The sequence below is a fragment of the Pelagibacterium sp. H642 genome (assembly GCF_031202855.1).
In the GTDB taxonomy this organism is placed as follows: domain Bacteria; phylum Pseudomonadota; class Alphaproteobacteria; order Rhizobiales; family Devosiaceae; genus Pelagibacterium.
Window position 1 is genome coordinate 2,098,416 of record NZ_CP101829.1, and the last position, 21,908, is coordinate 2,120,323.

Below are 21,908 nucleotides of genomic sequence, written 5' to 3' on the forward strand. Positions count from 1 at the left end.
CTCCTCATTATCCAGTGGATCGGTCAGGTCTGCAGGCTGTGGAAACCTCGTTGCCAGTAAAGCAGCGGGCGGCGCTCGCTGCCGGATGCGATGGCGATGACGCGGGCCAGCACGATCGCGTGGGTGTGGCGTTCGATCACATCTTCGACGATGCAGTCGATATTGGCGATGGCGTCTTCGAGCGCGGGAGCGCCCGAACTCATCATGTGCCAGCGGCCGGCCGAAAAACGGTCACCGGCGGCGTCTGCCCGCCAGGCGAATATCGCGGCGATCTCGTCCTGCTGGTCGCCGAGAATGTTGACGCAGAGTGGACTGCCGGTGCGCATGGCCCGGCCGGTGCGGGTGGCCATGTTGATGTTGACGGCAATGCAGGGTGGCTGGGCCGAAAACGAGGTGACCGAACTCGCCGTCATGCCCAATCGGGTCGATCCCGAAAGGGTCGTCACCACGCTGACGGCGCCGGCAAGATTTGCCATCGCCGATTTGAAGCCGGCTTCGGCGACCGGCATGAAATGCATGTTCATAGGCACCTCCTCCGTCCAATGGGTGCCGCATCCGTCGGGAGCAACCGGATGCGGCACCTCGGTCCGCCGCGGGACCTCGCCAGCGGGAAAGCCCCGCCGACACCTTTGCCCGTACCGGGGCGATCGAAAATCAGCCGGTGGCCCAGGCCGGCTGGCCCTCTTCATAGACGGCACAGCCATCGTAGCCGCCGGGCACTGCCTCATAGCGCAGGGCCTGGGTGGCGCCGACCTCGGATGTGAAGAACCCCAGCAGGGTCAGTTGCTTGACCATGGTGAAATAGTGCGGGTCATCGGATGAGGCGGCCGCGCGGGCTTCCTCATCGAGTTCGGAAACCAGCGTGAGCCGTTCGTCTTTGGTGAGGTCGAGGAAGTCCTTGCCGAACTGATCCTGGCTGCGGGCCGAGATTTCCGGCACGGCGGTGAGGAATGTCTCCCGCTCATCAGCCGAATACACATCGGCGACATAGGCCGACATGAAGGTTGCCACATCGGCCTCCTTGGCGCCGGGCGTGTCGGTTCGGGGCAGGATCACCTCGGCAACTTCGTTGAGGAAGGCGATCTCCTCGTCACTGAGGGCGCTGCCGGCCTCGCCAAAGGCACGTCCCGTGTCGCTTTGTGGGCCGAACAGTTCCTGGGCGGTGACGATGGTGCCACCGATCAGGGACATGCCCGTTGCGGCGGTGATGAGCTTTAAAAGGTCGCGTCGGTTCATCATCACAGGTTTCCTTTCCTCAGTTCTTCCACCGCGAAATCGGCGGCGCGGGCCGTCAGGGCCATGTAGGTCAAAGAGGGATTGACGCAGGACGAAGAGGTCATGCACGCCCCGTCGGTCACGAACACATTGGGTGCGTCCCAGATCTGGTTGTGGGCGTTGAGCACCGAGGTTTTGGGATCGCGACCCATGCGGGCGGTCCCCATCTCGTGGATGCCCATGCCCGGGGCGTAGTCGGCATCATAGGTGGTGACGTTCTTGACCCCAGCCGCCTCGAACAGCTCGGCGGCGTCGTCAGCCATGTCCTTGCGCATCTTGAGCTCGTTGTCCTTGATCTCGACATTCATCGAGAGGACCGGCAGGCCCCATTTGTCGGTGGTGTTGTGGTCCAGCGTGACCCGATTGTCGTGATAGGGCAGCATTTCGCCAAAGGCGGTCATGCCGATGGTCCACTTGCCGGGCTGGAGCAGTTCGTCCTTGAAATCGCGGCCGATATTGAGTTCGGCGATTTCGCGCTGCCAGCCTTGGCGGCTGGCCGAGCCCTGATAGCCAAAGCCGCGGATATAGTCGCGGGTATCGTCGCCCACATTGCGGAAGCGGGGGACATAAAAGCCGGCCGGACGGCGTCCCTGATAATAGACGTCCTCATAGCCCTCGATGTCGCCATTGGCGCCGACGCGGAAATGGTGGTCCATGACGTTGTGGCCCAACTCGCCACTGCTCGAGCCCAGGCCGCCTTCCCACACATCGGTGGCCGAATTCATCAGGATCCAGGTGGTGTTGAGGGTGGATGCGTTAAGGAAGATGATGTCGGCGGTGTATTCGTAGGTCTGGTTGTTTTCCGCATCGATGATCTCGACGCCGGTGGCGCGCTTGGCGTCGCGGTCATAGAGCACCTGCTTGACGATCGAGAAGGGGCGCAGGGTGAGATTGCCCGTCGCCATGGCGGCGGGGAGCGTCGAGGACTGGGTGGAGAAATAGGCGCCGAACGGGCAGCCGACCCGGCATTTGTTGCGGTATTGGCAACGGGTGCGGTTCTGGCCTTCGAGCTCCTGAGTGATGTTGGCGCAGCGCGAGTGGATCAGGTGCCGCGTGCCGTTGAACGCGGTCTGGATACGGGCGGCCACGTCCTCTTCCACGCAGTTGAGCGGGATGGGGGGCAGGAACTCTCCATCGGGGAGGATGTCGAGCCCGTTGCGGGTGCCCGAAATGCCGGCGAAGCGCTCGACATAATCGTACCAGGGGGCAACGTCCTCATAACGGATCGGCCAATCGACAGCGATACCGTCCTTGGCGTTGGCTTCGAAATCGATGGGAGCCCAGCGATAGGATTGTCGGCCCCACATCAGCGAGCGGCCGCCCACATGATAGCCGCGATACCAGTCGAAGCGCTTTTCCTCCACATAGGGGTTTTCCTGTTCGTCCGCCCACATGCCCAGGGTCGCCTCATCGAGCAGGTAGTCGCGCGAGAGAACGGGGAATTTCTCCTTCATCTCCTGGGTGGCGCGATTGCGATGCGGGAAATCCCAGGCTTCCTTGTTGGCGCTTGTGTAGTCGGTGACGTGCTCGACATTCTTGCCGCGTTCGAGCAGCAGGACTTTCAAGCCCTTTTCCGTCAGCTCCTTGGCGGCCCAGCCGCCGCTGATACCCGATCCGACGACGATGGCATCGTAGTGATTGTTGGCATTGGCCATGTGAGGTTCTCCATGGATTTAAAGGCCGTGAGGACAGGCCAATCCGCTGCGCTTGGCGCAAAGCTCCTCCTGCCACGAATGGGGGTGCCATTCGCGGGTGGTAAGGGATGGAGCTGGATTGGCCTGGACGTTAATCCACCGGGCCGCCGTTTAAAGCGTCAGCGGCCCGGCCGTCAGGCTGTTATTCGCCCAGGATGCCGGGCAGTTCCTGTTCGAGGAAACGTGCGCTGCTATCGACGGTAGCCGACGCGTCTGCCGGGTTGTCGTGCTCGATGATGTACCATTGGGCACCCGCATCGTTGGCGGCGGTCAGAACCGCCTGCCAATCGATCGTGCCCGAGCCGACGGCGGCCCAGCCGTCTTCTTCCTCGGCCTCGCCTTCGGGCGCATTGTCCTTGGCGTGGATGGCGAACAGCCGGCCATCGAAATTGGCTATATATTCGGCTGCATCGAGGCCGGCGCGGTCGATCCAGGCGACGTCGAGCTGAGCGAGAACGCTTGGCGCGGCATCGAACATCACTTCGAGCGCCGTCTGCCCATCGAACTCTTCCATCTCGAAATCGTGGTTATGATAGGCGAGCTGGAGGCCTTCGGCTTCGAGTTGGCCAGCGAATTCTTCGAGCTCTTCGCCAAGAGCGGTCCAGCCTTCGGCATCGGTCGGGCGGGCCTCTTCGGCCAGATAGGGCACCGTGATCACCTCATTGCCCACGGCCTTGTTGAATTCGATGACATCCTCGATGCCGCTGCGCAGCGCATCGAGCTGGACGTGGGCCGAAACCGCCTCGATCCCGTGGGCGTCGAGCAGCCCGTTGAGGTCCTCGGCGCTCATATCATGGGTGCCGACGAGTTCGACGGCCGAAACGCCGGCCTCTTCGACAATGGCCAGTTGTTCTTCGACGGAACCGAAATTGCGCAGCGTGTACATCTGCACCGCGATCGGCAGCGCTGCATCGCCCTCCGGGGCGGCGTCCTGCGCCGACACCGAGGCCGCACCGGCGGCAACCACAAAACCGGCAATGGCCGTGCTCAGCAAAAGACCCTGCTTTTTCACTTCAATCTCCTCACCTGATGATGACCGCCGAACAGCATCGAGGCGGCCGCAACTGTGGGCAGGGAGATCGGTCACATTGTCTCTGAATATCTCTCCTGCCCAAGTTTGATTAAGCCATAGGCGGGCTATTCTTGCAACCGGTTTCAGTAGCGAAGGCGTGAAAAAACTTTAATGATTTCATGTGGTTATCAGAAGAAATGGAAAGCCCGCTCCCTTGAGGCGCACCTCCCCCAAGGGCGCTTCAAGGGCCTTTTCGGCTTTCGTTCTGGACGCCCTTGGGTGGGGCGCCGGCAAGGGATCGGAGCCCCTTGCCCGTGTCGGTTGCGGCCTGTCGCGGCTGCCGGCTACAACAAGCGTGCCGCTAGCGACCCAGCGGGGTCCAGCGGCTGTCGTTGCGGCTCGATTCGACGGCGGCCATGATGAACTCCATGCCTTCGACGCCATCATCGAGCGTGGGCAGCAGGCCTTCGAACTCATCCCCTTCGCCACGGATGATGGCGGCGAATTGCGAATAGAGCGTGGCAAAGGCCTCAAGATATCCTTCCGGATGACCCGACGGGACGCGAACGCCCATGGCGCTGGCCGGCGCACCATTGATGGCGCCGCCGCGGGTCAGAAGCTGACGCGGTTTGCCGAACTCGGTGAACCACATGTAATTGGGGTTATCCTGCCGCCATTCGAGGCCGGCCTTTTCGCCATAGACCCGAAGCTGGAGCCCGTTCTCGCAGCCGACGGCCACCTGGCTGGCCCAGAGCATGCCTTTGGCCCCGCCTTCGAAGCGAAGCATGATATTGACATTATCGTCGAGCTGGCGACCTTCGACGAAATGGTCGAGATCGGCGGAAACCGCCGCCGTCTTGAGGCCGGTGACGTAGCGCAGCAGGTTGTAGGCATGGGTGCCGATATCGCCGATGGCGCCGCCGGCGCCGGAGCGGGCCGGATCGGTGCGCCATTCGGCCCCTGGCGCATTGCCCGATTTTTCCACCGGCTCGGCCAGCCAATCCTGGGGGTATTCGGCCTGGACGACGCGTATCTTGCCCAAGGCGCCGGAGCGGACGAGCTCGCGCGCCTGCCGGATCAGCGGGTAGCCGGTGTAGTTGTGGGTGAGAAGGAATTTGGCGCCGTTTTTCGGCTCGATCTTTTGCAGCGCATAGGCGTCGTCGATCGAAGCGGTCAAAGGCTTGTCGCAGATCACATGGATGCCCGCTTCGAGAAAAGCCTTGGCGGGGGCGAAATGCATGTGATTGGGCGTGACGATCGCCACCGCCTCGATGCCGTCCTCGCGTGCCGCTTCGGCGCGGGCCATTGCGGCGAAATCGGTATAGATGCGGTCTTCGGCCAGGCCGAGATCCTTGCCCGATTGCCTTGCGACTTCGGCGCGGGAAGAGAGGGCGCCGGCGACGAGCTGGTAATCACCATCGAGCCGGGACGCGATGCGGTGGACGTAACCGATGAAGGCGCCCTTGCCGCCGCCGACCATGCCCAAGCGAATGGGACGTTTTCCGTTCTCTGCCATTGTCCTCTCTCCCTTTAGTCGATGCCGAGCATCTTGCGGTTGGCCGCCGTGTCGGTTCCGGCGCCGGCGAAATCGTCAAAGGCCTTTTCGGTGACGCGGATGATGTGGTTCTTGATGAACTCGGCGCCTTCACGCGCTCCGTCCTCGGGGTGCTTGAGCGCACACTCCCATTCGAGCACGGCCCAGCCGGCGAAATCATAGGCGGCGAGCTTGGAAAAGATCGCGGCGAAATCGACCTGTCCGTCGCCCAGGGACCGGAAGCGCCCGGCACGTTCGACCCAGCCCTGATACCCGCCATAAACGCCCTGCCGCCCGGTCGGGTTGAACTCGGCGTCCTTGACGTGGAACATCCTGATCCGCTCGTGATAGATGTCGATATAGTCGAGATAATCGAGCTGCTGCAGGACGAAGTGGCTCGGATCGTAGAGCAGATTGGCGCGGGCGTGGTTGTTCACGCGCTCAAGGAACATCTCATAGCTGATCCCGTCATGGAGGTCCTCGCCCGGGTGGATCTCGTAGCAGAGATCAACGCCGGCCTCTTCGAATGCATCGAGGATCGGGGTCCAGCGGCGCGCCAGTTCGTCGAAGGCTTCCTCGACCAGCCCGGCCGGGCGCTGCGGCCAGGGATAGACATAGGGCCAGGCCAGCGCGCCCGAGAACGTGGCGTGCTCGGTCAAGCCCAGATTGCGCGAGGCCTTGGCAGAGAGCATCAACTGATTGACCGCCCATTCCTGCCGCGCCTTGGGATTGCCGCGCACTTCGGGGGCCGCAAAGCCGTCGAACAGGGTGTCGTAGGCGGGATGGACGGCGACGAGCTGGCCCTGGAGGTGGGTCGAAAGCTCGGTGATCTCGACGCCATTGGCGGCGGCGATGCCCTTGATCTCGTCGCAATAATCCTTGGATGACGCCGCCTTTTCGAGATCGATGAAATTGCCCAAGGTCGGCACCTGCACGCCCTTGTAGCCCAGGCCGGCAGCCCATTTCGTGATGTTGTCGAGCGTATCGAACGGGGCTTGCTCACCGGCGAATTGTGCAAGAAAAATCGCCGGTCCTTTGAGTGTCTTCATCGAATTTGCCTCCTTTTAGGCGCCCAGCCGCTGCTCGATGATCGCTCCGCGGGGGGCGGCGACCGAAGCACGCACGACAAGGCGCGTTTTGAATTCGTGTACGGACGGCAGGTCCTGGTGCTCGAGCCGTCCGATCATCAGTTGCATCGCCTTGCGGCCCATCTCCAGCCGGGGCTGACGTACAGTGGTCAGCGGCGGCTCGAAGGCTTCGGCAAGGATGATGTCGTCGAAGCCGATGACGGAAATGTCGGCGGGAACCGAAAAGCCCTGCTGGCGCAGCGCGCCGATTGCCCCGATGGCCATCTGGTCGCTCGAAGCAAAAATGGCGGTAAAACGCGCGCCGCGGTCGAGCAGGCGGCTTGCCGCCTCGCGGCCGGCGGTGATGGAGAAATCGCCCGAAACGATAAGCTCGGGATCGATCGCGATGCCGGCGTCGGCCAGCGCGAGTTCATAGCCCTTGCGCCGCTCCTGGCCCAGATAGTCGGCGGGCAGGCCGCCGATATGGGCGATGGAGCGATGGCCCTGGGCGATCAGATACTGCACCGCCTCGCGGGCCGCCGCGACGTTGTCAATGCGTACAGTGGGCAGATCGACATCGGGCAGGGCTTCGGACGCAACGACGATGGGGGTGGAGCGGTCGATATGGGCGGCGACGTCGAAGGGCAGGCTGCCCAACATGACGATCACCCCATCGGCCTGCCGCTGGCGCACGAGGTCGATATAGGATTTGACCCGCGCTTCGTCGTTGCGCGCATCGGCCATCAGTACCTTGTAACCGGCGTCGGAAGCCGCTTCCTCCACCCCCTTGAAGATCTCGAGATAGAACGGGTTGGAGATATCGCGCACCAGGAGCACGACGGTTCTCGTCGTCTGCTGGCGGAACGAGCGCGCCTGGGCATTGGACACGAAATTGGTCTGCTCGACGATCTTGAGCACGCGCTCGAGGGTTTCTTTTTTGACCATCGAGGGATTGTGCAGGGCGCGCGACACCGTCGCGGCGGATACCCCCGCGATGCTGGCGATTTCGTGAATGCTCTTTTTGGCCTGCATAGGTTTAGACGCGAAGTTGTTTCTGGCGCCCGTAGAGCAACATCAGTGCGAGCAGTGTAAGACCGAAGATCACCTGACGCATCCACACGTCCATGTTGAGCGTGATGAGGACGCTCTGGAGAATGGTGAGCGCCACAGCGCCGGCCATTGTGCCCCAGTAGCCGCCGATACCGCCGGCGAGCGAAGTGCCGCCGATCACTACGGCGATCACCGTGGGCAGGACATACTGGTCGCCCACCGAAATGAAGGACGAGCCGGTATAACCGATGACGCAGAGCCCGGCGAGGCCGGCGAAGAGACCCGAGAGCCCGAAAATCATCACCCGCACGAAGCGCACGGGAATACCGTTGAGGGTGGCGGCGCGTTCGTTGGAACCCATGGCGTAGACCGCATAGCCGAAGGCGGTGCGGCGCAGCAGGAACCACATGGCGATGGCAATCAGCACCCAAACGAAAAGGATGCCGGGAATGCCGAACAGGAACGGCCGGTTGATGAAAGCCGAGAGCATGGGCGCGGCCTGACCCGAGGGCACGCCCTGGGAATAGACCACAAGGCCACCCTGGATCACGGCAGTCATGCCCAGGGTCATCACCAGGGGTGGAATGCGCACGAAGGTGACGCCGAGACCGTTGACGAGGCCAATCAGGAACGGAACACCCGCCGCAACCAGGATGGCAAGCGGGATCATTTCGTTCTGGCCGTTCATCATGTTGCCGGCGAGAACGGCGCCCAAGGAGATCATGGCGCCGACGGAAAGATCGATGCCCTCGCGGCCACCGAGGATCACGAGGTTCTGCCCGGCCGCGACGATGCCCAGGATGGCGGCGACCGTCAGAAGGCGCACGATCTGCTGGCCCTGCGCGAAACCGGGGGAAACCAGTTCGCCGATCAGCAGCAGGGCGATGGAGGCGCCGATCGCCAGGGTAAGCGGATCGGTGAGGATCGATGTGATGCGGGACGTTGGATTGGCCATGTTACCGCCTCGTTACGAATACGCCGCCGGCAAGGGCGAGAAGAACGATGATGCCCTGGACGAGCGTTTGATATTCGAAAGGCAGGCCGGCAAAGAAGATCACATTGCCGATCATGCCCAGCACCAGAGCGCCGATGATCGAGCCGAAGGCACCACCGAAGCCGCCGGCCAGCGCCGTGCCGCCCAACACTACCGCCGAAATCGAAGAGAGCGCCAATGTCTGGCCCAGGAGCGGATCGCCCGAAGCGGTTTCGCCGGTAAGGCATAGAGCGGCAAGGGCCGAAAAGAACCCCGCGATCATGAACGAGACGATGCGAATGCTGCCCAGACGAAGCCCGGACTGGAAGGCCCCTGTACGATTGCCGCCGGCCGCCAGAAGGTGGCTGTGGAACACGGTGCGCGAGACCACCAGGGTAAAGACGACGCCGAAGATCAGGACCCAGGCAACCAGCGGAACACCGAAAAAGCTCTCGCCATAGGTGCGCCAATAGTTCTGTGGCACGGGAAGGCCAGCCTGGGGAAGCACCCACAGGGCGAGGGCGGCGAACAGAATGCCGGTGGCGAAGGTCGTGACGATCGGCTGGAAGCGCAGGCCAGAGATCAAGAGGCCATTGACGAGGCCACAGGCCAGGCCCACACCCACGCCGCTGGCCATGCCGATCCAGATAGCGAGGTCGGTGCCACCCATGGCGGCGATCACGGTGACGGTCACCACATTGGCCAGCGCCACGATGGAGCCGACCGAAAGGTCGATGTCACCGGCCAGGATCACGTAGGTCTGCCCGATGGCAACCAGCACCAGGGGCAGGAAGGTGGCGAGATTCGAGCGCAACACGCCGGGATTGGTGAACGAGGGCTGCAGCGCGATATTGATCGCAACCAGCAGCACCAGAACGAGAACGGTGATGAGCCAGGGGCGGCTCCTTACAAATCCCAGCGCGTTCATGCAGCCTCCCCGAAAGCGGCGCGGGCCAGATTGACCGGATTGATGGCATCGCCCATGAGTTCGGCCGAGATTTCACCGCCATTGAAGACGATGACGCGGTCGGCATAGTCGAGGATTTCCGAATCTTCCGACGAATAGAAAAGAATGGTCGCGCCGCCATCGGCCAATTGCCGCATCAAGGCGAAAAGATCCGACTTGGCGCCAAGATCGATACCCTTGGTGGGGTCGTCGAGCAGCAGCAGCTTGGGTTTGGTCGCCAGCCAGCGGGAGATGAAGATCTTTTGCTGATTGCCGCCCGAAAGCGTGCCGATCGGCGCATCGAGATGAGAAAATTTGGTCTTCAAACCCTTTGAAACCTCCTCGACCCGAGGCTTGAGGGCTCCTGGGTTGACGATCTTCAATCGCTCGCGGACGGTCAACGCGCTGACGAGGTTTTCAAAGATCGAGCGTCCCCCCAGGGCCGCGTCGCGGGCGCGATCGCCCGAAACATAGGCAAAGCCTTCGCGGACGGCCTGGCCAGGGCGTTTGATCGAAAGCGCGCGGCCTTCGAATCGCAGTTCGCCCTCCGTAAAGGGCCGGGCGCCGAACAGGCCCTGGAGCAGCGCCGACTGACCCTGGCCCTGCAGGCCGGCAAGGCCGAGGATCTCGCCGCGATGGGCCTTGAGGGACACGTTGGAAACGCGGAAGTTTCTCAGGTTGCGGACTTCGAGGGTCACTTCGCCAGCGGGCTCGGCGGAGCGGTCGCGGCGGACGGGGGCGGTGACATCGCCGACCATGTTGTGAACCACCTCTTCGCGGGTCGTGGCGGCGGTATCGACTGAGGTGATGGTTGCGCCATTGCGCATGACGGTGATGCGGTCACAAACGGCGAAGACTTCATCGAGCCGGTGCGAGATCATGATGGTGGAGACCCCTTGCGCCTTTTTTTGGCGCAGGATGTCGAAAAAGCGCTCCGACTGACGGCCATCGAGGGCGGCGGTCGCCTCGTCCATGATCATCAGGCGCGGGTTCTTGGCGAAGACCTTGAGAATCTCAACGATCTGACGCTGATCGGGCGGCAGGTCGGCAACGATGACGTCGGGGTCCAACCCCGTGCCGGCGACACCGTTGAAAAGCGCGATGAGTTCGGCCGATTTTTCACGGAGCGCCTTGCGGTCGACAAAGGCGCCCTTTTCGGGCTCATGGCCGAGGAAGATATTGTCAGCGACGCTCAATTGCGGAATGAGGCTCAGTTCCTGATAGAAAAGCGCGATACCGGCATGTTCGGCGGCGCGGGGGCTGGAGAAATCGGCCCGCTGGCCTTCAAAGACGATCTCGCCCGAGGTTGGCGACACCGCGCCGGCGATGATCTTGCACAGCGTGCTCTTGCCGCAGCCATTGGCTCCCATGAGCGCATGGATTTCGCCTTCCTCCACGGAAAGCTGTCCATCGACCAGCGCCTTGACGGCGCCGAAATGCTTGACCACGTCCTTGGCTTGAAGCGCAACAGACATCTGTCCTCCTCGTCGGCTGCCGGAGGCGCCGATCTCGAGTATTCTTATTGGACCATCCGGGCCAACCCAAGGGGGCGCCCGGATGGTCTATGCGATTGTTACTGGAAGAATTCCTGGGCTTCTTCCGGGGTCACGACTTCGGTGACCGACCAGTAGCCCGGCTGGCCTTCGGAAGCAGCCACGTTCTCGGCGAGGTTGTCGTTATCGACGAACGGGATCGGGATATAGATGGCATTGCCATACTGGCCGGTGAACACGTCTTCGCGGAACTCATTGCCCTGCAGCGCGAGCACGGCGACATTGAGCGCCGAGGCCATCACGCCCGGCGGGTTGACCGAAGCGGCCGAATTGAGGCCCTGCTCCTGCCAGCGCACCAGGAAGTCGCGGCGGATTTCACCGGTGGCGGCAATGTCCTCAGTGCGGCCGGCCGCCTCGATGGCGCGCCAGGCGCCGTCGGCCATGCCGTCCTGGACCAGAACGCCATCGATATCAGGATAGGTAGCGAGCAGGTTCTGCATCACCTGCTGACCCTGTGCCTGATCCCAGTTGGCATTGGCCTGATTGAGGACATTGATGCCCTCATGCTGGGCGAAGACTTCCTCATAGCCAGCGACGCGGGCTTCGTTAGCGGGGTTGCCGGCGATGCCGTCGATGGTGACGACATTGCCTTCGCCGCCGAGCGTTTCAACCAGCCATTCGGCGGCCTGTACGCCATACTGCTTCTGGTCGATGCCCACATAGATGGCGTCGGGGGAGGAGACTTCGGCGTCGGTGGCGATCACGAGGATGCCGGCAGCGGCGGCCTGGGCAAAGACCGGATCGAAAGCGGTCGGGCTCTGGGGGTTGATGATGATGGCATCGACACCCTGATTGATGAAATTGCGGATGTGGCCGATCTGGCCCTGGACGTCGACATTGCCGCTCTGGACGATGACTTCGACTTCCACCCCGTTTTCAGACCAGGCCTCGGCTGCGGCCTGAGCCTCCTCGATCATCTGGGTGCGCCATTCGCTACCCACGAAACCGTTGGAAAGGCCGATGGTAAAGCTATCCTGACCGAATGCGGTCGAGGACAGGCCGGCAGCCGCAAGGGCCACCAAAATTGCAGATTTGCGCAAGATTTCCTCCACTAAGCGTGCGTGCGGTTTTTAGCACAAGACATTTATGCAACCGGTTGCAGAGTGAGTCAAGATCGCGGTTTTCGCCTGCAACCGGGAAGAGATTTCGCCGCAAGAGCGGCAATGGCCTCATTGCTCGGTGACGAGACCTGCGTCGGTGCAATCTTCAAGCGTGATGGCATCGAGATCGACTGTGGCAAGGTCCTCATTTTCTTCCGCGGGTTCATCGGCGGTGCCTTCGGAGAGCATTTCCTGGGGCATGCCCTGATCGGCGCGGGCGTCGGTATCGGCGGGTGTGTCGGTGGCCTCGCCGGAAGCACCTTGCTCGGCGGGGTCGTCGAGCGGTTGGCCGGCCAGTTCGGCGCAATGGTTTTCAACGATGGGCCAATCGGCCTCGCTGATCTCCTGACCGCCCACGGTCTGGGCAAAGCCCGCCGAGCCCAGCGACAGCAGTGACGACGTGGCAAAGGCGAGCGCGGCGGCAAGCGGCTTACTGATCATAAGCTCCTCCTTTGGGGGTAGGGTGCCTAGCCACAATGCCGCACGGGCCGAGGCGTTCCTGGAACGCCGACGCCTGCATGTCATGCAGAGCCGCTATGCGCTTTGTCGGGCGAGACAGGAGCGGTTAGGCGCGGTAACGGCAGCGGCGGCCCCGCCAGTCTTGAGGCCGCTTTATTGTTTCAGGTTCGGAGTGCTAGATGGCAACGGCAGTTCTCAATTCGGCGGCACAGAACCGGGTGGGCTATGGCCTTATGCTGGCGTTTTCCGCCTTTGCCGTCTTTGCCTGGAGCGACGCATTCATCAAATTCCTGCACGGGGCGATCAATCCGTTCGAGATCGCTTTTTTCGGCGCGGCCTTCGGCTTCGTGGCGCTGCCCTTCCTGCGGCGGCCGGGGGACCAGTGGAGCGATATCGTGCGGACCACCAATCGCCCGCTGTGGCTGGTGCGGTTCGTGTCTTCGGGCGTGGGCGCTGTGGGGAGCGTCACAGCATTCAGCTATCTGCCCATGGCCGAAGCGTTTTCGCTGATCTTCCTGCTGCCGTCCTTCGTCACCATCATGTCGGTGTTTTTCCTCAAGGAGAAAGTCGGCATCAGGCGCTGGGGCGCGGTGATCGTGGGGTTCATTGGTGTCCTGATCATCCTCAGGCCCGGTTTCCGCGAGCTGTCGATCGGCCATCTGGGGGCGATCTTCGGTGGATTGAGCGGGGCGATCTCGATCATCATCTTCCGGGCGATGGGCCCCAAGGAAAAGAACATCTCGCTTTATGGCGCGGGTGTACTGGGATGGCTGATCATCTGCGGCATCGCCATGATCCCGGTGTTTACAATGCCCACTCCCGAGCAATGGCTGTTCCTTGCCGGCTATGGCCTGCTGGCGGCGTTGGCCAATGTTTTGATGATGATGTCGGCGGCCCACGCGCCCGCCGCCTATGTGGCGCCCACCCAGTACAGCCAGATGCTCTGAGCGCTGGTCATCGGCTATGTGTTTTTCGGTGAATTGGTCGATCTGCCCATGGTCGTTGGTATCGTCCTCATCATCGCTTCGGGTCTTTTGACGCTATTGCGCGAGCGTCAGCGCCATACGCCACTGCCACCGCCAGTGGCCGCCGATCCGCAGGCGGGCGTGGCGGTGACACCGCACGAAGATTGATCGCAAAGAAATATTTGCAAAATATTGTTTGCAGTTCTAGGGTGACCTCATCGATCACCGTAGGCTGCATTGCAATGCGCGAAATTTTCCAAATCGTTCCCGATGCCCGGGCCCTCAAGGCGCTCACTCATCCGGACCGGCTCAAGATGCTGGGGATTTTGCGGCTTGAAGGGCCACAGACCGCGACGAGCCTCGCTGCGCGGCTGGGGCTCAATTCGGGAGCCACGAGCTATCATCTGCGCCAGCTCGCCCAGCACGGTTTCATCGAGATCGATGAAAGCCGCGGCAACAAGCGCGACAAGTGGTGGAGGGCGCGGCACGAATCCACGGTTATCGCTCCGGCCGAGGCGGAAGGCGATGCTCGGGACGCCTCGATGGCTATGATGCAGGCCGTGGTCAGTCACCATGCCGCCGCCATGCAGCGGGCGCACGACACCTTCACCGATCTGCCTCCCGAATGGCAAAAAGCGCAGACGCTGAGCGATTTCACGATTGCGCTTTCCGCCGATGCGGCCCGCGCGCTTTTGGATGAGCTTCACGCCCTTCTCTGGAAGGCCAAAGAGGAGGCACCGGCTTTGGGCGAGCCGCTTCCCCAAGGCTGGCGACCCTTCACCATTCATCTCCATGGCTTTCCCTATGTACCAGAGGACGGCGGGGAGACATGAGCGGCCGGCGCAGTTTCTATTCGCTCGTACTGGCCGAGGTCTGTTCGCTTTCGGGCACAAGGCTCTCGATGATCGCCATCCCCTGGCTGGTGCTGACCATAACCGGGGATCCGGTGCTCACCGGCGTCGTCGCCTTTGCCGAAATGGCGCCCTATGTCATTGCCAAGGCGCTCGGCGGACCGCTGCTCGACCGGCTGGGGGCGCGGCGGGTTTCGATCGTGGGCGATTTCGCTTCGGTGACCGTGGTGGCTGCCATTCCGGTGCTCGATCATTTCGAGCTTCTGGTCGTTCCCCTCCTCATCGCGCTGATGGCGATTCTGGGGGCGCTGCGCGGACCGGCCGACGCGGCCAAGCAGGCGATGATCCCGAGTGTTGCGCGGGAAGGAAAGCTGCCGCTCGAACGGGTGACGGGCGTGATGGGGACGATCGAGCGGCTGGCTTCGACCATCGGGGCGGCTGCGGCCGGCGCGCTGGTCGCTATCATCGGTCCTGCGCAGGCGCTGGCCTTCAATGGCATTTGCCTGGCCGTGGCGGCAATCGTCCTGCTCGCCGGCACGCGATCCACCACGATAACCGAGGCCGGGGTGCCTCAGAGCTATGGCCGTCAGTTCGCGGAAGGGTTCGATTTTCTGCGCAAGGATGCGGTGCTGGTCGGGATCGCCGTGATGGTGGCGCTGACCAATTTCATCGATCAGGCTTTTGGCGTGGTGCTGGTGCCAGTCTGGGCCGCCGATAGCGGACGCGGGGCAGCCGCTATCGGGCTGGTGCTGGCGGTCTTTTCGGGGTTTTCGATCCTCGGCTCGGCAGTGGCGACAGCCTTTGCCGAAAAGCTGCCGCGGCTGGCCGTTTACATCGGCGCTTTTGTCCTTGTGGGCCTGCCACGCTTCGTTGTCTTTGCATTCGACGCCCCCCTTGCGGCGATTTTGGCCGTGCTGGCGGTGGGCGGGTTTGCATCGGGATTTCTCAATCCGATCATTTCAGCGGTGATCCTCGAGCGCATACCCGAAAAGCTGGTGGGGCGGGTCTCCTCGCTGGTCACCGCTTCGGCCTGGGCGTTGATGCCGTTCGGTGGCATTGTGGGCGGGGTGCTGATTGCCGGGATCGGGCTGGAGGCCACCCTGCTGATCTTGGGGGGCGTCTATCTTGCGATCACGCTCGCGCCCTTGGGGCTCAAGCGGTTTCGCGGATTTGCACGGCGGCCGGAGGTGGCTTAGCCCTAGGCTATTGCAGCCCCACCAGCACCATCGAGATATCCCCGAAGCTCGAGCCCATCAGCACGCGATAGGGAATGAAGAATCCCGAATCCGAAAGCGGCATGTACCAGATCAGCATGCGATCGGAATTGGCGAGGTATTGGGTGACTTCGGACGTCTCGAAATGGCCTGACACCGGAACATAGCGCATGGCGCAAAGAACGACCGGCCCCTGATAGGCGGTGCGGGCCGAGGTGGCGGTGGTGGTTTCGACATAGCTCATGGGCATGTCGAAGCGCTCGATGCCGGTATAGATGCGCAGGGTGCGGTTGCAGAGCGAGCCGTCGAGCGCCTGTCCGCGCAGGATGAAAGCGGCCAAGGGATCGTTGACGCCGGAGCGGTGGGACGAACTGACCGGCACGCGATCGGAATTGGGCGCAAGCGGCGGGGTCACCGTGCCCTCGCTCGCATTGGCGTTGGTATAAGCGGTCTGAAGCGCGAAGCGTTCGTTGGCGGTGCGGGTCTCGAGATAGAAGCGGTTGGCCTGCAGCCCCGTCTGGGTGATGACCCCGCCCGAATTGACGGCGCCGGAACCCTGCGCCACGACCTGGGCCAGACCGGCCACGTCGGCGGAAAGATCGAGCTGATAGGCCGAGCCTTCCGTTGCCAGCCGGATCGAGACGTTGGCGACATTGATGCCGCCGATCGAGATCACATAGGTTGCGATCGAGCCCGCCTGCTGGGCGGTTGCGGGGCCGGCAAACCCCAGGGCGAGGGCTGCGGTGGCGAAAAGGGACGGAAGGGAAAAGCGTTTCACGCGAGACTCGTTTCCTGATATTGCCGCAGTGTCCGATCCGCCGCGCCACGAATCAGGGTTGCGTCTAGGTTGCCTGCTGGGATTCGGCGTGTCCAGCATCGAGAAGTCACAACAGTGAGCATTTGTTGCGCTTGTGCTTGACGGACACCCGCCATTTCTCTATATCCGCCCGAAAGTTTCTTCCAACCAGACCCAGACTGGTCGACTGGGGGGCAAGCCCTCGGTCCCGGCATTCGATTGACAGGAATACAAAATGGCACGGCGCTGTGAACTCACCGGCAAAGGCGTGATGACCGGCAACAATGTGAGCCACGCGCTCAACCGGACCCGCCGCCGCTTTCTGCCCAACCTTTGCGATGTGACGCTGATTTCCGAAGCGCTCGACCGCCAGGTCAAGCTGCGCATTTCGGCTGCGGCTCTGCGCACCGTCGAGCACCGTGGCGGCCTCGACGCTTTCCTCATCAAGGCCGACGACGCCGATCTTTCCGATCGCGCCCGCGGCATCAAGAAGGAAATCCGCGCCGCTCTCGCCAGCTAAGGCATGACAGCGCACAAGAATTGAAAGCGCCGCGCCAGGAACACCCGGCGCGGCGCTTTCGTTTTGGATGCACCGGCCATTTGCCGGATCGCGTCCAGGGGTTAACCGAAGCATCCGGCGGTCATCTTGCCGCTTTTGGGAAAGGGAAACACGCGATATGGGCGTGCGCTTTTTTTGGGCCGTGCTGGCCATGGCGGTGGTGGTCACCGCATCGAACTATCTCGTTCAGTTTCCGGTACAAGGCACGATCGGCGGATTCGATCTGGCGCAAATCCTCACCTGGGGCGCCTTCACCTATCCGGTCGCGTTCCTGGTCAACGACCTCACCAATCGCCATTTCGGTCCGCGTCCGGCGCGCGTGGTGGTTGTCGTCGGCTTTGCCTGCGCCGTGGCGATGAGCATCTTTCTCGCCTCCCCGCGCATCGCCGTCGCCTCGGGAGCCGCATTCCTTGTCGCCCAGCTTCTCGATGTTTCGATCTTCGACAGGCTGCGCGGCGCGCAATGGTGGAAGGCGCCGCTTGTCTCATCGACCATCGGTTCGGTGATCGACACGATCCTGTTCTTCGGCATCGCCTTTGCCGCAAGCTTTGCCTTCCTCGATACCGGGTTCGGGCTGGAAGACAGCTCGCTGCCTTTCCCCACTCCGCTGCTCTCGTTCGGGCCACAAGTGCCGCTCTGGGTTTCGCTGGGCGTCGGCGATTTCCTGGTCAAGATGGCGGTCACTCTGGTGCTGCTCGCACCCTACAAGGTCCTGCGGCGGGTGATCCCCGATCGGACGGCAATCGTCGCTTGAGATGCAGCGAAAAGGGCGCCAGTGGCGCCCTTTGTTTTATTTGCCCTTGAGATAGGCGACGAGGATATCGAGCGCCGCCTGAAGGTCGGATTTCTCGATCATTTCGGTGACGGTGTGGATATAGCGGGTGCCCACGACGATGCCCACGGCGCGGGCGCCGGCGGCGGCCTGCTGGGCGGCGGCTGCATCCTGGCCGCCGGCGGCGAGGACCGTGCGCTGGAAGGGAATTTTCTCCTTTGCCGCCAGGGCTTCGAATTCCTCGACCAGTTCCAGATCGGCGATAAACGAGCCGTCCTTGATCTGGAGGCCAAAACCCTTGCCCTGGGCGGTGACCATTTCGTTTTCCGGCACGCCGGGGGTGTCGCAGGCGAGCGTGGTGTCCACGCCCAGCCCGATATCGGGAGCGACGGAGAAGGACGCCGTGCGGGCGCCGCGCAGCCCCACTTCCTCCTGAGCCGTGAAGGCGACGTGGATTTCGCAATCGTGGTCGACCCCGCTCGCTTCGAGTGCGCGGATCGCTTCGATACCCAGCCAGCAGGCAATGCGGTTGTCGAGCGCCTTGGAGACGATCTTGTCGCCCATCTCAACCAGGGGTTCGTCCATGACGATGAAGTCGCCCACATGCACCTTGGAGCGCGTTTCCGCCCCGAAGCCGATATCGACGAAGAACTCCTTGACCGCCGGCACCTTCTTGCGATCCTCGGGCGAGGAGATGTGTAGCGGACGACCGCCGGCATTCATGACGCCGGGATAATCGCCATCGCGGGTGACGACCTTCACGCGCCGGGCAAAGAGCGTGCGCGGATCGAAGCCGCCGACATTGTCGATGTGGATCCAGCCCTTCTCGCTCACATGGGTGACCAGGAACCCGATTTCATCCATGTGGCAGAGCAGCATGACCTTCAAAGGCTTTTCGGCCTTTGTCCGCGAGCGGCGCACGGCGATGAGCGAGCCCATGGAATCGGTTCTCACCTCATCGAAAAGTCCCTCGATTTCGCGTTGGATCAGGGCGCGGACACGGTGTTCGCGGCCGGGAACGCCGGGGGTTTCGCAGAGCTGGCGGAGAAGGTCGATGTTCATGAAATCACTCCGGATCGGGTAGGGCAAAGTCAAGCAGCAGGGTGCGCTGGAAGGAATTGAAATTATCGTCGGAGACCATGGTGATGCGGGTTTCGCCATCGGGCAAGCCGCGCACGCCCAGAGCTTCGAAATTGTCGATCTCCCCGCCCGAGGCTGAAAAGATAACTTCGCCCTCCATGGTTGCGCCGGGCTGGACCTCATCGGCCGGGATGAGGCGGAGCCGGGCCGTGAAGGTGAGGAAAGCAAAGCCGCGTTCGAGAACGAGCAGGTCGCCATTGGGCAGAAAGGCGCAATCGGTGGGGTTGACCCCGCCGCCCTGGGCGAGGTGAAGGTCGCCCCGATCGCGATTGCCCAAAAGCGTCGCCGCCCATGTCCCGGGCACAAGCGAATGGGCTTCGGTGATGATCAGGGTCGATCCGGCCACCGGCGAAGCCGGCGGGGCGATGCAAACCGATTCGATCGATTCATTGGTCCGCAGAGCGGTGAGCCAATCTGGAATCGCCACTTCCCTCGCCGCGCCGCCGGGCCGGCCGTCGATCATCTCGAAATCTGCGATGCGGGCAAGGTGCTCGAATCCGACGCGAACCGCGCTCGTGCCGTCCTCGCGGAAAATCGCTTCGACTGCCTCTGAATCCTGCGCGAATTTGCGCGGCAGCGGCGCGCCCTTGGAATTGCGGATCACGTCGATTTCCACATCCGCGACCCCTGCGGGAGCACCCTCGGCCAGGACGAGCGCTCCGGAGATGAACCGCCCCTCGTCGGTGACCATCACGAAGCGGTCCGCATCGAGAAAGGCAAGGCCGGAGATACCGCCGAAATCGGGATGCGAACTGGAGAGCTGGAGGCCACCCTTGAAGATGAGCCCGTCGACCGGCTCCCCGATCGCGGCGCGTTGGAAATCGGTAATGGGGGACGCGGTGACCGTGATGGGTTCGGCGGACGGGGATTGAGCAAAGGCGGAAGAGGGAAGCAGCAGACTCGTGAGTGCGAGGAAACTCAGCGCACTCCTCATCCACCCCTTCGGGGCATCTTCTCCCTCAAGGGGAGAAGGAAAGATTGGTGCGGACGCGGCATAAGCCTTCTGCGCCCCTTTGGGGAGAGGGAACGGAGTAGACGGGCAAGCTGAGACGGCTGGTGGTCTCAGCGCCGCCTCCTCGCTTCGCCCGGAAGTTCCTCGTCGAACAGCGCTGCAAGGTTGTCAGTCATGGCGCCGGCCAGCTCATCCGCGTCCAGAATGGTCACCGCGCGGCGGTAGTAGCGTGTCACATCGTGGCCAATGCCGATGGCGACGAGCTGGACCGGGGAACGGGTTTCGATCTCTTCGATCACCGCGCGCAAATGGGCTTCGAGGTAATTGCCGGGATTGACCGACTGCGTTGAATCGTCGACCGGGGCGCCGTCGGAGATCACCATCAGGATGCGGCGGTTCTCCGGGCGGTTGACGATGCGCTTATGGGCCCATTGCAGGGCCTCGCCGTCGATATTTTCCTTGAGCAGCCCCTCGCGCATCATCAGGCCCAGATTGCGCTTGGCATGGCGCCAGGGTTCGTCAGCGCCCTTATAGATGATGTGGCGAATGTCGTTGACGCGGCCCGGATTGGGAGGCCGGCCGGCGTCGAGCCAGGCTTCGCGCGACTTGCCGCCCTTCCAGGCGCGGGTGGTGAAGCCCAGAATTTCCGTCTTTACGCCGCAGCGCTCCAGCGTGCGGGCGAGAATGTCGCCGCAGATCGCGGCAATGGTGATCGGGCGGCCGCGCATGGAACCGGAATTGTCGATCAAAAGCGTAACGACGGTGTCGCGGAATTCGGTATCGCGCTCGGCCTTAAAGGAGAGCGCCTGGAGCGGATCGGTCACCACGCGAGTCAAACGGGCGGTATCGAGCACGCCTTCCTCGAGATCGAAATCCCAGCCACGGTTCTGTTGCGCCATTAGGCGGCGCTGCAGCTTGTTGGCAAGCCGGGCCACGGCGCCGGCCAGGTGCTCGAGTTGCTTGTCGAGTAGGCCGCGGAGCTGGTCGAGTTCTTCGGGCGGGCAGAGATCGGCGGCCGAGACGATCTCGTCGAACTTGTCGGTGAAGATTTTGTAGGTCGGCTGGTTGGACAGCCGCTGTTCGCCCTGGCCCGGCGGCGGCGCAGGAGAATCCTCGCCAGCTTCGGCCTGGGCGTCTTCGTCGGTGTCGGCGCTATCGGCTTCCATGCCCTCGACGTCGCCGGCTTCCTCGTGCTCGCCGGGAGTCTCCTCGGTGCCGTCCATTTCGGCGTTGTCGGCGTCGCCCTCGTTCTGCTCCTCGTCCCCGTTCATCGCCTGATTGTTCTGGGCGTCTTCGGTGGACGAATCGGATTCGTCAGGGTCGAGCTGGTCGAAATCGGTTTCGGCGATCAGGTCGAGATCGCGCAGGATGGCGCGCGAGCGGCGCGAGAACTCGGCCTGGTTTTCCAGGTGCTGGGCAAGTTCGTCGAGCGAAGTGCCGATCTTGGTCTCGATCCGCTCGCGCCAGAGATCGACAAGCGGGGTGCCCGAGGGCGGCACGGGAATGCCGGCCACCTTCTCGCGCATCAAGAGCCCCAACGCCTCGGCTAGCGGCGCATCGGCGATATCGGTGACATTGGCGTAATTGGCGCGGAACAGCCGGTCCTCGATCATCTCGGCGATGTTGCCGCTCATACCCGCCATGCGGGCACAGCCCAGCGATTCGACCCGCGCCTGCTCCAGCGCGTCGAATGCGGCGCGGGCATCGGCGTCCTTGGGCGCCATCTTGCGGTGGGTGTCGGCATCGTGGCTGGCCATGCGCATGGCCATGGCGTCACCCTGTCCACGCGCCACGGCGATATCGCGGGCGGTCGGCAGGCGGGGCAGGGCGGCAAGGCGGGCCTTGTCGGAGGTCAAAATCGGCCGGTCGGCGGTAAAGCTGACTTCCAGATCGTGCTTTCCGGCCACGGTGCGCACGGCAGCGCCGACCGCTGCCTTGAAGGCAGCGGTGGGATCGGGCTTGTTGGCTTTGTTGCGCGGGGGCTGGGCCATGGTCT

20 protein-coding genes and 1 pseudogene are annotated in these 21,908 nt (G+C 62.9%); 5 read left to right on the top strand and 16 right to left on the bottom strand.

The window, feature by feature from the left end; genetic code table 11:
* Positions 1 to 23: 23 nt before the first annotated feature.
* The 12 genes from NO934_RS10330 to NO934_RS10385 form a co-directional block, all read right to left on the bottom strand.
* Positions 24 to 524 (bottom strand): flavin reductase family protein, encoded by a 501-nt coding sequence (locus NO934_RS10330; RefSeq protein WP_309159880.1) that lies wholly within the window; start codon positions 522 to 524, stop codon positions 24 to 26.
* 130 nt (positions 525 to 654) lie between these two features.
* Positions 655 to 1,239: a gluconate 2-dehydrogenase subunit 3 family protein gene (locus tag NO934_RS10335; protein ID WP_309159881.1), complete on the bottom strand. Its 585-nt coding sequence runs from the start codon at positions 1,237 to 1,239 to the stop codon at positions 655 to 657.
* Entirely contained in the window at positions 1,239 to 2,930 is a 1,692-nt protein-coding gene (locus tag NO934_RS10340) for a GMC family oxidoreductase (RefSeq protein WP_309159882.1), read from the bottom strand. The genes NO934_RS10335 and NO934_RS10340 overlap by 1 nt, the downstream gene beginning before the upstream one ends.
* A gap of 181 nt (positions 2,931 to 3,111) precedes the next feature.
* On the bottom strand, positions 3,112 to 3,981 hold the full coding sequence (locus NO934_RS10345; protein WP_309159883.1) for a sugar phosphate isomerase/epimerase: 870 nt from the start codon (positions 3,979 to 3,981) through the stop codon (positions 3,112 to 3,114).
* A gap of 361 nt (positions 3,982 to 4,342) precedes the next feature.
* Positions 4,343 to 5,497, bottom strand: coding sequence for a Gfo/Idh/MocA family oxidoreductase (locus NO934_RS10350; RefSeq protein ID WP_309159884.1), 1,155 nt, complete (start codon positions 5,495 to 5,497; stop codon positions 4,343 to 4,345).
* A 14-nt stretch (positions 5,498 to 5,511) separates the two neighbouring features.
* Positions 5,512 to 6,564 (bottom strand): sugar phosphate isomerase/epimerase, encoded by a 1,053-nt coding sequence (locus tag NO934_RS10355; RefSeq protein ID WP_309159885.1) that lies wholly within the window; start codon positions 6,562 to 6,564, stop codon positions 5,512 to 5,514.
* 15 nt (positions 6,565 to 6,579) lie between these two features.
* A complete protein-coding gene (locus NO934_RS10360; protein WP_309159886.1) occupies positions 6,580 to 7,614 on the bottom strand; it encodes a LacI family DNA-binding transcriptional regulator in 1,035 nt (344 codons plus the stop codon).
* 4 nt (positions 7,615 to 7,618) lie between these two features.
* Positions 7,619 to 8,587: an ABC transporter permease gene (locus NO934_RS10365; protein WP_309159887.1), complete on the bottom strand. Its 969-nt coding sequence runs from the start codon at positions 8,585 to 8,587 to the stop codon at positions 7,619 to 7,621.
* A 1-nt stretch (position 8,588) separates the two neighbouring features.
* Positions 8,589 to 9,533, bottom strand: a complete 945-nt coding sequence (locus NO934_RS10370; RefSeq protein WP_309159888.1) for an ABC transporter permease — start codon at positions 9,531 to 9,533, stop codon at positions 8,589 to 8,591.
* Positions 9,530 to 11,026, bottom strand: a complete 1,497-nt coding sequence (locus NO934_RS10375; protein WP_309159889.1) for a sugar ABC transporter ATP-binding protein — start codon at positions 11,024 to 11,026, stop codon at positions 9,530 to 9,532. Before NO934_RS10375 ends, NO934_RS10370 begins: the two co-directional genes overlap by 4 nt.
* Positions 11,027 to 11,124: 98 nt before the next feature.
* Positions 11,125 to 12,129 (bottom strand): substrate-binding domain-containing protein, encoded by a 1,005-nt coding sequence (locus tag NO934_RS10380; RefSeq protein WP_375143299.1) that lies wholly within the window; start codon positions 12,127 to 12,129, stop codon positions 11,125 to 11,127.
* Positions 12,130 to 12,273: 144 nt separating this feature from the next.
* Entirely contained in the window at positions 12,274 to 12,645 is a 372-nt protein-coding gene (locus tag NO934_RS10385) for a hypothetical protein (protein ID WP_309159890.1), read from the bottom strand.
* 197 nt (positions 12,646 to 12,842) lie between these two features.
* Here NO934_RS10385 and NO934_RS10390 point away from each other — a divergent pair.
* The 3 genes and pseudogenes from NO934_RS10390 to NO934_RS10400 all read left to right on the top strand — a co-directional run bounded on the left by NO934_RS10390 (position 12,843) and on the right by NO934_RS10400 (position 15,675).
* Positions 12,843 to 13,796, top strand: a pseudogene (locus NO934_RS10390) (DMT family transporter).
* Positions 13,797 to 13,870: 74 nt separating this feature from the next.
* Positions 13,871 to 14,461 carry a helix-turn-helix domain-containing protein gene (locus NO934_RS10395; RefSeq protein WP_309159891.1) on the top strand — a complete coding sequence of 197 codons (591 nt, stop codon included), beginning with the start codon at positions 13,871 to 13,873 and terminating at the stop codon, positions 14,459 to 14,461.
* Entirely contained in the window at positions 14,458 to 15,675 is a 1,218-nt protein-coding gene (locus tag NO934_RS10400) for an MFS transporter (RefSeq protein WP_309159892.1), read from the top strand. Before NO934_RS10395 ends, NO934_RS10400 begins: the two co-directional genes overlap by 4 nt.
* A gap of 7 nt (positions 15,676 to 15,682) precedes the next feature.
* On the opposite strand, the gene NO934_RS10405 is transcribed toward NO934_RS10400, so the two are convergent.
* On the bottom strand, positions 15,683 to 16,471 hold the full coding sequence (locus tag NO934_RS10405) for a DUF3108 domain-containing protein (RefSeq protein ID WP_309159893.1): 789 nt from the start codon (positions 16,469 to 16,471) through the stop codon (positions 15,683 to 15,685).
* 253 nt (positions 16,472 to 16,724) lie between these two features.
* On the opposite strand from NO934_RS10405, the gene rpmB reads away from it, so the two are divergent.
* Together rpmB and NO934_RS10415 are read left to right on the top strand one after the other, a co-directional pair.
* Positions 16,725 to 17,009: a 50S ribosomal protein L28 gene (gene rpmB / locus NO934_RS10410; protein WP_309159894.1), complete on the top strand. Its 285-nt coding sequence runs from the start codon at positions 16,725 to 16,727 to the stop codon at positions 17,007 to 17,009.
* A gap of 157 nt (positions 17,010 to 17,166) precedes the next feature.
* On the top strand, positions 17,167 to 17,802 hold the full coding sequence (locus NO934_RS10415) for a queuosine precursor transporter (RefSeq protein ID WP_309159895.1): 636 nt from the start codon (positions 17,167 to 17,169) through the stop codon (positions 17,800 to 17,802).
* Between the two features lie 36 nt (positions 17,803 to 17,838).
* On the opposite strand, the gene NO934_RS10420 is transcribed toward NO934_RS10415, so the two are convergent.
* The 3 genes from NO934_RS10420 to cobT form a co-directional block, all read right to left on the bottom strand.
* Positions 17,839 to 18,882, bottom strand: coding sequence for a M20/M25/M40 family metallo-hydrolase (locus tag NO934_RS10420; protein WP_309159896.1), 1,044 nt, complete (start codon positions 18,880 to 18,882; stop codon positions 17,839 to 17,841).
* Positions 18,883 to 18,886: 4 nt separating this feature from the next.
* Positions 18,887 to 19,894, bottom strand: coding sequence for an esterase-like activity of phytase family protein (locus tag NO934_RS10425; RefSeq protein ID WP_309159897.1), 1,008 nt, complete (start codon positions 19,892 to 19,894; stop codon positions 18,887 to 18,889).
* Between the two features lie 128 nt (positions 19,895 to 20,022).
* Entirely contained in the window at positions 20,023 to 21,903 is a 1,881-nt protein-coding gene (cobT, locus tag NO934_RS10430) for a cobaltochelatase subunit CobT (RefSeq protein ID WP_309159898.1), read from the bottom strand.
* Positions 21,904 to 21,908 lie beyond the last annotated feature (5 nt).